Raw genomic sequence first — 13,645 nt, 5'->3', positions numbered from 1 at the left:
GTTACAAAGCTGACAAACCAATATGACCTCTAAAAAGTTCGGAGGTTATGCTTTGGTGATATTTTCCCGTTTTTCCGCAAATTTTCTCCCAGGTAAGCCGTGGACGATGTGCCTGTGGGCGACAATAAGTGACAAACATGCCTGAAATAACAACAGGCCGCCCCAAAGAGCAGCCTGCTATCAATTTTCATCTTTTCACATGCTTATTTCAAGATCACTTTTTTACTGTATTGCACATTGGCGTTTTTATCCAGCAGCCGTACCAGGTAGGTCCCTTTAGAAAGACCGCCCAGGTTGATACTGGTGGTATTCTTTTCGGAAAGCACCTGCCGGCCTGCGAAGTCGTATACTTTGATTACCGCTGGTTTGAAGTTATGTATCATCAACAGCCCGGTAGTGGGATTGGGACCGAGCTCAACAAATCCCGCAACCTCATGCTCACCAATGCCCGAAGTGATAAACGACACCGTATTGGAGGTAACCCGGGCAATATCTGTAGGCTTTGAGGGAGCGCATGACGGCGCCACATCAATTGCGATCCGGTATACTTTGTCGCCAAGGGGAGGCGTCAGATCGGAGTATGCCGTCATCGTGCTGGAAACTTCGTTCAGCAAAGTAAATGGACCGCCGTTAAAACTCCTTTCGATATAATGCGTAGAATAGCTTCTTCCGGCGTAAGTATTCCAGCTGAGGTTGATTTCACCATTGACGCCCATATTGGCGCTCAGGTGTATGGTGGTATGACGTTCGCTCAAGGGCCATTCATTGCCACAGCTATCGACTTCGGCCAATGCATAGGTATAGCTTTGCTGCAAGGGGTTTGCGATAATATCAAGGAAAGTGCTTAAGCTATCGACACTACGTGTCCCTATGAGCTCATACTGGGCCATAACGCTTGTTTCCCGATAAACGTTATAGCTGACCGCCCTTACATCGCCGACCTTCTCCCAGACTACCAGATTTTTTTCTGTTGCGGAATCCGTGGTAACGACACAGAGGCTGGCCAGCGGATTAGAAGGAGGAGTAGTCGTACGTTTTGTGATCTTCACGGTATCGATCTTCCCGCAACTGTACACATCACGCGTATGGACAATATAGGTACCGGTATCCAGACCCGAAACAAAAGCGGTGGTGTCCGGTAAATTATTCCATTGATAGGTATATGGCGGTGTGCCGTTCGTGGCTGCTACATTAATGGTACCGCTATTGCTGGCATAGCAGGGAATATCAGTATGGGTGACCTGAACTAAGGGAGTAACCGATTGGGTAAGGGATACAGCAGCCATACTGCTTGGAGGACAACCATTGACTAAGATCCGGTATAAGCCGGCAAGCGAAGCCGTGTAAATATTTTGGGTAGCGCCGGTAATCAGGGTATCATTGCGATACCACTGATAGGTAGTACTCGGTACAGCAGGCACAGAAATGGTAACCGGTGTTCCGGAACAGATATGTGTTTCGGGGGCGTCGATCACCGGTGTGGTATCGTTGCAGTAAGAAAACTTGGCCAGGTACCCCAGCACCACTGGGGGATGAAGAGGATATGCGATATAATAACCACCCGATATAAAGACGTCGCCACTATTATTTGCAGAGCAGTATACTGCACTTTCCGCTCCGTTAAAATAGGTTCCCGACAATTTCTGACCATTGCTATTGAATTCAGAAAGATAGGTTGAAGCACTGCCTATCGGACTGTAATTGGTTTGATAGCTCATGAATGTTGCTATAGCGGTATCGGATGTTGTCGTGCCACACAAATAAAGATTGCCGCTACTGCCCATTACAGTACCCGAGCCGGTTTCATCTCCTGTGCCGCCATGGTAGGTTCCCCATTGGCGTACACCACTCATATCAAATTTTGCCAGATAGGCATCTCGTCCTCCCGCTATGTTTCCCTGGTATACCCCCGGCGTAGCTATACTACTCGCGCTATTGGTTGTTCCTGAAAGATAAATGGCATTACCACCTACGACACAATTTTCCGCCGTGGTAGAATCCGCACCGTAATAAGTGCTCCATTGCCGCGTGCTGCCTGTAGTGTCAAGACAAAGCAGGAAGCCGTCCTGATTGCCTGCAAACGCTTGCTGATGTGATCCAACTGTTGCGATACCTGCTGATGTAGTAGTACCGGCGACAAAAAGCTGACTGCCCTGTATAGCAATGCTTCGGGCCATATCCGTGGCGCTGCCGCCATAATAGGTACTCCACACCCGCCTGCCTGCTGAGTCGAATTTAGCTATAAAAGCGTCACTGCTACCTGCCAGCGCCGGCTGGAAGGCGTTGATCGTGGCCATACTACCAGTAGAGGAGGTAGTCCCACAGATATACATATTACCGTAAGCATCTGCAATACAGCGTTTTGCCGAATCGTCGCCCGCTCCTCCATAATAAGTTACCCAGATCCTGTCTCCATTCAACGCATATTTAGCCAGAAAGCAGTCTTGTTGCCCGACAATGGTCGTCTGGTAAGCGCCACTTGTAGCGATGTTTACAGCAGTACACCCGGTACTTCCACATAGATACAGGCAATTGATTCCTAGTGCCAGGCCTTCAGCCGGGAAAGCATTAGAAGGGGTAATGTTGCTCCCAGTAAAAAAATCAGCTACATTGCGCGTCCAATTAACGGCTCCTGTACTGCTATTCCGGCTGGTTATCCTTGCATAGTAGTCATACATAGGGCCATTTTTGTCCGCGGCACTGGATATAACGTATACGTTGTTGTTATTATCGTGCACGGAGGCATAAGCTGTACCATCTGATTGTGTCAGGCTCGATCCGGAAGTCAGGGTACTTGAATACCACCTGTAGATCAACGGATCAATGATCAACGGCTGTGATGGGTCGTAGTTGCCTACCTGAAAACCCAACACATTGTCTTTCATTATCCAGGAAACAGGAACGGGCTTCTTGTTTTGGTAAGCAACAGGTACACCCTCTGTAACGGAACCATTTGCTGTAACAATGGTAAGCGTGCCGTCTTTATTGAGCCGGAGCGCACTGGCGCCTTCCATTTCGAGCCTGATATGTCTATAATCTGCATGCGGCGCGACAATAAAATCATATTTCAATGATGCGCCCTGATAATAGTAGTGCAGATCGATATCCTTATAAAGATTCCTATACAAAAGATCATTATACTGCCGTGCACCGAATATACTACGCCCGTCACGGATAAAATTTTCTACAGCTCCTGCTTTATTCTGACCGATGAGTTCTGCCTGTGTATTGGCTCCGAGCCAGGAAACATCAACACGGGAAAGATGGATATTCTTCTCCTCATCCCGCTGATACAATTGGTAGCTGATCCCCGATTTTTTAAAATAGTATTGCAGCCCGTCGCTGGCGCCATAGTAAAAAATATCGCCCCTTGCAGCGCCGTTCTGATCAATCAGTTGCCCCTTATTTTCTTTGAAATAAGTTAGCTTGTTGGGTTGTTCGCCGTCTTTACCTTGTGCGCCATAATGCAAGAGCAACAGCAGGAACATTAAAATGGTTGTACTCGTTTTCATGCGGCAATAGTTTAAGTTAAAATACAAAAATAACACATTCAAGTGAACCATCACGCATATCATATAAACTTCATGTGGCCCTACACTCAAATTCTGTAGATTAATTGCGTTTTAATGCTGAAATCAAAAGGAAAATTTTGGCGGGAACTTTGTATAGAATTTTTCTTACTTTTGCCGCCCTAAAAGTCGAGAACCTCCGGGTATTATATAAACTATGGAATACAGACAAATTGTAGCGGTAACCGGCCTCAGCGGTCTTTACCAACTGATGAGCACCAAAAACGACGGCGCTATCGTACGCAGCCTCACCGACAAAAGTGTGAAATTCGTATCGGCCCGTATCCACCACATTACGCCGCTGGAAAGCATTGAGATATATACTACCGGCGACAACGTGCGCCTGCATGAAGTGCTGGAAAAGATCAAGGAACAGGATGGCGAAGTAGCCGAGCTCAACAAGAAGAAAGATGATAAGGCAACCAAAGCTTATTTCAAGACAGTGCTACCCGATTTTGATGAAAGCCGGGTATACACCAGCGATATCAGGAAACTGCTGAAATGGTACGAGATACTGAAAGCAAACGACCTGCTGAATTTCGATTATCTGAAAGAGCAACCTGAAGAAGAGGATGCGACTGCCGGTGAAGCTGTTGACGCCACACCGGAAGAGATTGCAACAGAAGAGGCGAAGCCGAAGAAAAAAGCGGCTGCTAAAAAAGCAACAACTACTGAAGAAGGTGAAGAAAAGCCTGTAAAGAAAGCCGCGGCCAAGAAAAAAGCCGCTACTGCTGAGGGCGAAGAAGAAAAGCCGGCAAAAAAGGCCGCTCCCAAGAAGAAAAAAGAAGAAGAGGCATAAGTATTACACCCCGAATAATATTGCAAGGTTACCCGGTTGCTACCAGGTAACCTTTGTTTTTGGGCCTGTATTTTTCCTTGCCGTGAACCACTAAAGATGCTAAAGGAATGCGATTTTTAATTTGCCCTGCGGGAAAATTTTCGAAACCGAATGCTTACTTTTGCGCAAAATTTTCAAAGTATTATAATGGAACTTCAGCAATTGAAAGAGATGGCCACGCAGGTGCGCCGTGATATCGTAAGAATGGTGCATGGCGCGCAAAGTGGCCACCCCGGCGGATCTTTGGGCTGCAGCGACTTTCTTACGGCTTTATACTTCAAGGTAATGAAGCACGATCCGGCCTTCAATATGGACGGTGTGGGCGAAGACCTCTTCTTTCTTTCCAACGGACATATCTCTCCCCTGCTGTACAGTGTGCTGGCCCGTAGCGGCTATTTCCGCGTCGAGGAGCTGGCTACGTTCCGGCAGCTGAATTCCAGGCTTCAGGGACATCCTGCCACGCACGAACACCTGCCTGGTGTACGCATTGCGTCCGGCTCACTGGGGCAAGGCATGAGCGTGGCTATCGGCGCTGCGCTGGCAAAAAAACTGAACAAGGACGATCGTATGGTCTATTCCCTGCACGGCGATGGCGAGCTGCAGGAAGGCCAGAACTGGGAAGCCATTATGTTTGCCGCACACCATAAAGTGGACAACCTGATCGCAACCATCGACTATAATGGCCAGCAGATCGACGGCCCCACTGAGATGGTCATGGGCCTGGGCGATCTGCGCGGCAAGTTTGAGGCTTTCGGCTGGACGGTGCTGGAAATCGCCGAAGGCAATAATATGGAACGTGTGCTGGAAGGACTCGAAGAAGCCAAAGCCTACTCGGGCAAGGGCAAGCCGGTATGCATCTTACTGCATACGGCTATGGGTAGCGGTGTTTCCTTTATGGAGGGTACGCACGAGTGGCACGGTATCGCCCCCAACGATGCGCAGCTGGAACAAGCCCTGCTGGAGCTTACCGGCAGCACCACTGATTACTAAAGATAAATTTTATGATAAAAACCGTGTAGCGCAACTACACGGTTTTTTTTGTATCATGCAGCCTTAAAAAACAAGCTTATGCAAAGTGAGCGTTCCGGCAGCAGGAATGTGGTCTTGCTGGTATTGGTAGCCGCACTCGGCTATTTTGTAGATATATACGACCTGCTTATCTTCAGCATTGTTCGGGTACAAAGCCTTTCCGACATAGGTGTGGCGCCTGAGAACAGCCGCCGCCTGGGCGAATTTGTGATCAATGTGCAGATGGCAGGTCTGTTGCTGGGTGGCATCCTGTGGGGCATTGTCGGCGATAAGTTTGGCCGCATCCGGGTGCTCTTCGGCTCTATCCTGGTTTATTCCATCGCCAATGTGATCAATGGCTTCGTGCAGGATGTCAATACCTATGCGCTTATCCGTTTTATAGCGGGCATAGGTCTGGCCGGAGAGCTGGGCGCAGGCATTACGCTGGTAAGCGAAACCATGAGTAAGGAGAAGCGGGGCTATGGTACTATGCTCGTTGCGGTGATCGGCCTGTTCGGCGCCGTGGCAGCCAACCTGGTCGCCCACAACTTCTCCTGGCGTACCGCCTATTTTGTCGGCGGTGGTCTCGGCTTCGTGCTGTTGCTGCTGCGGGTAGGCACCTTCGAGTCGGGCATGTACCGGCATGTGGAGGGCAGCACGGTGCGCCGCGGCAGCTTCCGTATGCTGTTTTCCAACCGGCAGCGGGCCCTTAAATATCTTTACTGCATCCTCATCGGCATACCACTATGGTTTGTGGTCGGTATCCTTATCGCACAGTCGCCTGAATTCGGCAAAGCACTGGGCGCCAAAGAAGCATTGACTGCGGGCGGCGGCATTATGTATTCCTATATCGGCATCTCGATCGGCGATATTTTTGCAGGACTGCTGGCCCAGTGGGCACGTTCACGAAGGCTGGCGATCCTCATCTTCCTCGTCCTCTCGCTGGGTACCGTGATCTGGTACCTGAACAGCAAAGGCATTGATGCGCGCAACTTTCACATCCTTGCTTTTATCATGGGACTTGGGGTAGGTTACTGGGCCACCTTCGTTACCATCGCTTCAGAGCAATTCGGCACCAATCTCAGGGCTACAGTTACCACTACGGTCCCCAATTTCGTAAGGGGCTCACTGATCCCAATCACCTTTATCTTCGACTTTTTTGTGGAACGCAGCAATATCATCACTGCCGGCTATATTGTGATGTTTGGGCTTACGGCCGTCTCCTTGTTTGCCCTCAGCCGTTTGAAAGAAACGTTCGGCAAAGACCTGGATTACCTCGAAGAATAACGCCAATACTTCATTTATATGTTTAGCTACTGGGAGCAGGCGTCGTTCCTGCATTATGATGCCATCGTTATTGGCGCCGGCATTGTCGGCCTGCATACGGCGATCGAATACAAGGAACGCTTTCCGGCCAAGCGGGTGCTCGTGCTCGAGCGCAGCCTTTTCCCCTATGGCGCCAGCACGCGTAATGCCGGCTTTGCTTGTATGGGCAGCTTTACCGAGCTGCTCGACGATCTGAAGCACCATAGCGAGGTCGAGATGACAGCTCTTTTTTGTCGTAGAAAAGAGGGCCTGGCCTTGTTGCGGCAACGGCTGGGCGATCATGCGATCGACTATCGTGAAAACGGCAGCCACGAGCTCATCAGTCCCGGGGAATTGCCCTTGCTGGCGCAACTGGACCATATCAATGCGCTTATTGCTGCCGCTGCCGGCTTTGAGCCCTTTCGCCGTGCCGATGGAAAAATAGTGGGCTTCGGTTTTCCTGCGTCAGCGGTAGCGGCGCTTATTGAAAATACAGGTGAAGGCGAACTGCATACCGGTAAAATGATGCGCCGGCTCACCGACTACGCACTTGAAATGGGGATAGAGATCAAGACCGGCGCGCCGGTGGAGCGGTTTGAAGAAGAGGACGAAGGCGTATCAGTACTGGTGGCCGACACCACACGGGCTGCAACTATAGCGCTGCATGCCCGGCACCTTTTTATTTGTACCAATGCGTTTACGCGAACCCTTCTGCCCGAAGCAGCGCTCCAGCCCGGCAGGGGCCAGGTGCTGCTCACCGACCCTATACCGGGTCTGCCGTTCAAGGGCATTTTCCACTTTGACGAAGGTTACTATTATTTTCGCGAGATCGATGGCCGTGTGCTGTTCGGTGGCGGCCGTAACCTTGATTTTGAAGGGGAAACGACTACCGAGATTGCCCTGAACCCCGCAATACAGGCCGACCTGGAGACAAAGTTGCGCGAGCTGATCCTGCCAGGCAGCAAAGTTGCCATTGCACAACGCTGGGCGGGCATTATGGCTTTTGGCACAGCCAAACGCCCCCTTATTCAACAGTTTAGTCCCCATGTCTATGGGGCTTTCCGCATGGGTGGCATGGGTGTGGCATTGGGCGCTGCCGCCGCAAAGGAATGTGTGGCCCTCCTCTCTCCCTGAATCTTTTCTGCTGCTACCCCAGCGCCAAAAAGAAACCCGCCGGAACAACCGGCGGGCGCTTCATGTTCTATTGGCTGATTGTTTATCTTACCAGCGTTACATTACCGCTATAATCTTCGGCGCGGCCATTTTTCAATACCGCCCTGATCTGGTAAATGTAAACACCCATAGGTTGCTCCTTGTCGTTAAACCGGCCATCCCAGCCCCTGCCATTAACATTGGTCGTCTCAAAGACCTTTTGTCCCCAACGGTTGAATACGGTCATGGAGAAGGATACGACACCCTTACTAATGAGCTGGCGGGGATAGAAATAATCATTGCTGCCGTCGCCGTTAGGCGTAAAGGCATTGGGAATATCGGTGTAGCAATCTTTGCTCACCACAACCTTCTCTGTTGTTCCGCAATCGCCGCGGGTAGCGGTGACCGCATATTCACCCGGATGCACAATATCGATATAGGGCGTTTTGGCGCCGGTGCTCCACAACCAACGCACTGTGGGGTCATTGGCATTGTTGGCATCGCCTACCCTCACGGCCGGGCCATCCAGGCACAGTACGCTATCCGGTCCAAGGTAGACCAGGGGCATCACATTGACCACAACGGAATCGGTCTTCATCAGGTCTTCGCAAACGGGGTAGTCTGCCCGTAGCGTAATGTGGTAAGTCCCCGCCTGGTCAAAGCTGTGCCCGGTCGCGCCATTCTCCTGCCAGTGCGTGCCGTCGCCAAAGTCCCAGCTGAGGCTCTTCACGGTGTACAGGAAGGCAGGTGTAAAGCTGACGCGATCGCCGGTACAGATGCTGTGCTTATCCGTTACCAGGTCCAGGAAAGGAAGGGAGTCTACATAGACATTCCGGTAAAGGGTATCGTAGCAAGGTATCTTATCGTTGATGATCAGGCGTACCCTGCGGGTTCCCGCCAGGCTAAAAGTATGGGTCGGATTCTGCACGGTAGCAGTAGTGCCATCGTTGAAGTCCCAGCTCCAGTTGGCCGCGCCTATAGAGCCATCATTGAAGACAACAGGCGTACCGTTGGCCTGGCATACCGAATCGATACTGAGGTCGAAAGAAGCCTTCAGCGGATGCCTGATATCGACGATCTTCAACACAGAGTCGATGCAGCCATCGAGGTCTTTTACTGTAAGCCTTACCTGATAATTGCTCTGGTCCTGGTAAATATGTACCGGGTGCACGGTCGTGTCTTCGGGTAGGCTGCCGTCGCCAAAGCGCCACCAGTACCTGCCGGGCTCGCTCAGGTTGGTAAACCGTACCGTATCCTCAGTACAGCCGGGAAGCAACTGAAAGTTGAAATCCATCTGGACATCATTAATGACATTGAAGGTAATGGTGGCGATCGTGTCGCAGTTCCATTTATGCAGGCGATACACTACGGGACGCAGTCCCAGACCAGCGGCGGCCGGGTCAAACATACCTGCAGGGCTTACTCCCGGGCCCGACCAGGTGCCGCCGGGTGTTACATTGTTGCCCAGGTAGCTGAATGCGTTGACCGGATCCTGTCCCAGGCATATCTTTAGCGTGGTGTCCCTGCCGGGATTGCCGGGATCGATCACGTATACACATACCGTAGTATCGTAAGGGCAATTGAAGCTGTCGACCACCCTGAAGGTGTAGCAGTGCAACCCCTCTCCTGTTTCCGGCTTGATGGTAATGTTTTTTCCGCCGGCGCTGGTACCAATGATATCGGCATTGGCATCCCAATGCTGCTGCGGGTAAACGGGAATAAAATTATAAGCGCCGATCCCCTTGCTGAAGGTAATGCCCCAATTGAAGATATAGCCGTTATCGGCAGGCAGGTTGTCATTTACCGTTATCGTCCAGCTGCCATTCATCGGGCAGCCGACAAGGTTATTCCAGTTGCCATCGGCCTGGTAGGTACCGGGATTGGCCTGGTTGATGGGATTATCTGTGCTCACATTGCCCAGAGGGTCTGTATAAGGCGACACATTGGTAGTGTTGGCAATATCATGGATAAATCCGCTGGTCGACATGGGGGAAAAGCAATAGTTGAATCCGATACCCGGATCCAGCAAATTGCTTGCGTCCACCGGCAGGTCGGTAGCCACAGGCTGGCCCAGGATAATGCCGCCGCCGTTAGAGTTGAGCAGAGATAGGGTTTGCCCGTTGGGACAGGTGATATCGATATCCAGGTCGCCCATATAAGAGTGCTCCATATTGAGGCAAATACTTTCGATGTCGCCGGGAGCAGCCACAGTATCACAGGGGGTAAAGCAGCTTACGTTAATGCTGGTTGTGTAGGGGGTACCCTGTCCATCGGGCAGGAAAGTGGTGCCGGATACCGGCGGCGCGCAATCGTATTTTCCTTCCACCGGAGTTACAATACCCAGTATGGTTGCCGTATGGTGAAGGCACATAGTATCCGGCTTCTGGATCTGGTTGAAATGAGGCGTGGTCGATACCTGGATGATCTTACGGCTGTCGCAGTTCTTATTGACACAGCCGCTGGCATCGGTAGCTACAAAATCAACTACGTATACACCCTCGTCGGGAAAATTGCGGCTTATCGTAGTACCCGGCATAATGGTGCCGTCGTTGAAGCGCCACTCATAAGTAGCGCCGGTAGCAGAGGTGCTGAAAGTGGCCGAACCGGTAAACGTAACGGTAGTGCCCTTACATACCTTAACAATGGAATCGGCAGGGTCCGACGGCGGCGATGTGCTGTTGACCCGGGCTATGATCGTTTGACAGGGCGGTTGCGCCTCGCTCACACTCCAGGCGCTGCAAAACAGCACGAACAACAGGCAGAAAAGGGTATAGCGGGTAAATATTCGAAGAAACATAAGCGGTGATATTGGTTATTGGCAAATAGGGATCAGCTAGGGATCAGGGCGCCTTTGCAATGACAAAAAGCACATAATCTGTCCCATCGATCCGGTAGATAAGGTCTTTACGGGTATAAAACGGCAGATCATACTTAAGCGGATTGATCTTCGTGGGCTCGCTGAAGCTATCGGCCCTGAGGTCTGGTACAAACTTGGTCACCAGGGGCTGTTTGGAGAGTAAAGGAAACGACTCTCCTTTCTGCAGCGGCATTTGCTTCACGGTGCAACGAAGCAGGCGGCCATTCAGGTCGGCCAGCTGTGCCGAACTCAGCCGCGCCGTATAGCTACCATATACTTCGGTAATACGGCGATCGGTACCTTCCGGCAGCGCATTACCTTTCAGGGTCGGGAACAGCAGTAATACTGCTGCAAGCAGTACAACAATTCGGGACAATCTGGACATAACAATTATATATATGAAGGAAGACCTTTGTTAACTTTTCTTTAGTTGGGTCAAGGGCAAAAAAAAGTCCCTCAGGCTATTGAACCCGAGAGACTTTGGTCTTATTTCAGCTGCACTATGTAGCCGTAATACTACAAATTATCTTACCAATGTTATATTACCGCTGTATTCTTCCACACGGCCGTTCTTCAGCACTGCTCTAATCTGGTAGATGTACACGCCCATGGGTTGATCCTTTTCATTGAACTTACCATCCCATCCTCTACCGTTGGTATTGGTGGTTTCAAATACTTTCTGTCCCCACCGATTCAGCACGGTCATGGAGAAGGAAACGACGCCTTTGCTCAGCAGCTGGCGCGGATAGAAATAGTCGTTGCTTCCATCGCCGTTGGGGGTGAAGGCATTGGGGATATCGGTATAGCAATCTTTGTTCACCATGATCCTTTCGGTAGTGCCACAATCGCCGCGGCTGGCCGTTACGGCATACTCGCCGGGATGCACGATATTGATAAAAGCAGTAGTGTCGCCTGTACTCCACAACCAGTGAATGGTAGGATCGCTGGCGTTGGTATTATCCCCTACCCTTATCGCGGGGCCATCCAGGCACAATACGCTGTCCGGGCCCAGATTGACCAGTGGCAGGGCGTGCACCACTACGGAGTCGGTCTTCATAATCTCGGCACATACCGGGAAAGTAGCCAGCAGCTTCACCCAATAGGTACCAGGCTGATCGAAGCTATGGCTGGTAACACCGTTCTCAGTCCAATGCATACCGTCGCCGAAATCCCAGCTCAGCTGTTTGGCCGTGTACAGGAAGGAGGGCGTGAAGGTAACGCGGTCACCCACGCATATGCTATGCTTATCGGTAACAAATTCCAGGAAGGGTAAAGAGTCAACATAGACCTGGTGATAGGCCGTATCGTAGCAGGGAAGGTTATCGTTTATGATCAGCCTTATGCTATGGGTCCCGGCTTGCGTATAAGTATGGCTGGGGTTTTGCTGTGTTGCAGCAGCGCCATCGCCAAAATCCCAGCTCCAGCCAGTTGCGCCTGTAGAGCCGTCGGTAAAGGCCACCGGCGTACCGTTGGATTGGCATACGGAATCGGTGCTGGCCGTAAACGCGGCGATCAGCGGATGTCTTACATCTACAAACTTAAGCGCCGAATCTACACAACCGTCCAGATCCTTTATTTTCAGGCGAACAAGATAGTTGTCCTGGTCCTGATAGATGTGCAGCGGATTGGTCAGGGTATCTTCAGGCATGGTGCCGTCGCCGTAGCTCCACCAATAGCTACCGGGCTCGCTCAGATTGTTGAACTGAACGCTGTCTTCCGTACAGCCCTTCATGATGGTAAAGTTGAAATTAACGTCGGTAAAGTTAAGCTTGACGAACACATCTTCGGAAGTATCCCTGCAACCTTCGGCCGATACTGCCGTTACCAGGTAAGTGCCGTTTGTTCGTACCACCAGCACCGCATTGGTATCGTTGGGTAGCGCCACACCGTCTTTGAACCACTGATAATGGACGGTATTGGAAGGGCTGTTGAGCGCCAGCGTCGCGCTGTCGATATTACAGAGTATCCTGTCGTTGGGATTGGTTAGCGTAACATTGGGTAAAGGATGAACAACCACATCGGTGCTGGCCTTACAGGTATCGTCCTCGTCTGATACGGCAGTTACATTGAAGGTGAAGTTGCCTGGCGTGGTAGGATGGAACGTTACATTCCGCCCGCTGGCAGCGAAGCCGTTGGGTCCCGTCCAATAGTAAGTAAATGAGGTAGTCGTATCGCTATTGGCAGCTGTAAGCTGGATCGGGTCGCCAAAACATTTAGGTCCGTTATTGCTGGCGCTGAGGCCACACACGATACCGCAGTCGGCCGAGCCGGTGCCGGCGGTCTGGCTGAAGGCGATGGTGCCCGGCTGATTGGAATAGTTGGTCAGGATAAGGATATACACCTCGCCAGCTACTGCAGCCGGCGGTGTGGTACCACCCGGAGGAAAGGGTGGAAGCCCCTGGCCTACCTGGCTGCCGCCCGGAAGGCCCAAACCGGCTACCTCGGTTACGCCACCACCATCGTAGCTGGCTTGTATGGGGGCGGCTCCGGCCATAATCGCCGCACAGCCTGTGGCCAGGTCGGTAAAAGGTCCCCACATGGCAAAGTCCACATCTATTCCGCCACCACCGCCATTAGTCTGATTGATCGTAAGCTGTATCGTGCCCGAAGTGCCTATCTGCATCCAATACCATACCGGATTGGGCTGAGATAGCAGCACCGTACCGTAATTGACCGGCGGAGCAGGAGGCGCGGCAAAAACGTTACCGCTGGAATTGGGGAAGGTATAGCTGCTGTCGCTGCAAAACGGGTTAGCATCACAGGGAGAAAGGACGGTAGGCTGCGCCCAGGTTTTTGTTCCTATCGACAGAAAAAGCAACATAAAGAGCAGGCTGCTGCAAATTTTGCCGGTAAGCTTGTGTAATTTATTGGAAGTCATCTAAAGAAAATTAAAACGACAATAAAAAAGATTTATGC

Annotated in this window: 8 protein-coding genes; 4 read left to right on the top strand and 4 right to left on the bottom strand. The window is 51.3% G+C overall.

The features are described 5' to 3' along the window. Positions 1–203: 203 nt before the first annotated feature. On the bottom strand, positions 204–3,512 hold the full coding sequence (locus DZK30_RS12500; RefSeq protein ID WP_162903053.1) for a DUF7948 domain-containing protein: 3,309 nt from the start codon (positions 3,510–3,512) through the stop codon (positions 204–206). Positions 3,513–3,726: 214 nt separating this feature from the next. On the opposite strand from DZK30_RS12500, the gene DZK30_RS12495 reads away from it, so the two are divergent. The 4 genes from DZK30_RS12495 to DZK30_RS12480 all read left to right on the top strand — a co-directional run bounded on the left by DZK30_RS12495 (position 3,727) and on the right by DZK30_RS12480 (position 7,854). Then, a complete protein-coding gene (locus DZK30_RS12495) occupies positions 3,727–4,368 on the top strand; it encodes a DUF5606 family protein (protein ID WP_118974461.1) in 642 nt (213 codons plus the stop codon). A 186-nt stretch (positions 4,369–4,554) separates the two neighbouring features. Further along, on the top strand, positions 4,555–5,397 hold the full coding sequence (locus tag DZK30_RS12490) for a transketolase (RefSeq protein ID WP_205529427.1): 843 nt from the start codon (positions 4,555–4,557) through the stop codon (positions 5,395–5,397). A 78-nt stretch (positions 5,398–5,475) separates the two neighbouring features. Continuing rightward, on the top strand, positions 5,476–6,702 hold the full coding sequence (locus tag DZK30_RS12485; RefSeq protein WP_118974460.1) for an MFS transporter: 1,227 nt from the start codon (positions 5,476–5,478) through the stop codon (positions 6,700–6,702). 18 nt (positions 6,703–6,720) lie between these two features. Beyond that, the gene (locus tag DZK30_RS12480) at positions 6,721–7,854 is read left to right on the top strand and encodes an NAD(P)/FAD-dependent oxidoreductase (protein WP_118974459.1); all 1,134 of its coding nucleotides are present in this window, start codon (positions 6,721–6,723) and stop codon (positions 7,852–7,854) included. An 82-nt stretch (positions 7,855–7,936) separates the two neighbouring features. Here the strand turns inward: DZK30_RS12480 and DZK30_RS12475 are convergent, their stop codons facing one another. The 3 genes from DZK30_RS12475 to DZK30_RS12465 all read right to left on the bottom strand — a co-directional run bounded on the left by DZK30_RS12475 (position 7,937) and on the right by DZK30_RS12465 (position 13,607). After that, positions 7,937–10,669, bottom strand: coding sequence for a PKD domain-containing protein (locus DZK30_RS12475; protein WP_118974458.1), 2,733 nt, complete (start codon positions 10,667–10,669; stop codon positions 7,937–7,939). Positions 10,670–10,712: 43 nt separating this feature from the next. Beyond that, positions 10,713–11,114, bottom strand: coding sequence for a hypothetical protein (locus DZK30_RS12470; protein WP_118974457.1), 402 nt, complete (start codon positions 11,112–11,114; stop codon positions 10,713–10,715). Between the two features lie 138 nt (positions 11,115–11,252). Next, positions 11,253–13,607, bottom strand: a complete 2,355-nt coding sequence (locus DZK30_RS12465) for a PKD domain-containing protein (protein ID WP_118974456.1) — start codon at positions 13,605–13,607, stop codon at positions 11,253–11,255. Positions 13,608–13,645 lie beyond the last annotated feature (38 nt).

Source organism: Taibaiella koreensis, from assembly GCF_003545715.1.
Lineage (GTDB): Bacteria > Bacteroidota > Bacteroidia > Chitinophagales > Chitinophagaceae > Taibaiella > Taibaiella koreensis.
This window is presented reverse-complemented; position numbering and strand designations above follow the sequence as displayed.